Annotated in this window: 1 protein-coding gene; it reads left to right on the top strand. The window is 69.6% G+C overall.

Annotated features, from left to right (window positions below):
- Positions 1-280, top strand: a 280-nt coding sequence (locus EN846_RS34810) for a peptide MFS transporter (RefSeq protein ID WP_135928178.1), incomplete at both ends; no start/stop codon positions are given.

Below are 280 nucleotides of genomic sequence, written 5' to 3'. Positions count from 1 at the left end.
TTTGCCGCCATTGTCGTGCTGATGCTGGTGCTGCTGGTGCGCGACTGCCTGGTGATTCCGCAGACCGCCGGTTCGCTCACCTATCTCGGCGGCCTGTTCCTGGTGCTGCTGGCACCGGCCTTCGCCGCGCTGTGGACCTGGATGGACCGCCGCGGCTGGGAACCGGGCAAGCCGGTCAAGTCGGCCTGGGGCCTGGTGATTGCCGCGCTGTCGTTCGTGCCGCTGGCGCTGGCTGCTCAGCAGGTCGGCGCCACCGGCGAGATGGCCAGCGTGTGGTGGC

Origin of the sequence: Mesorhizobium sp. M4B.F.Ca.ET.203.01.1.1 (assembly GCF_004791025.1) — a bacterium.
Classification (GTDB): domain Bacteria; phylum Pseudomonadota; class Alphaproteobacteria; order Rhizobiales; family Rhizobiaceae; genus Mesorhizobium; species Mesorhizobium abyssinicae.
The sequence above is the reverse complement of the archived record's forward strand: the minus strand, read 5'-3'. Positions and strand labels throughout refer to the sequence as shown.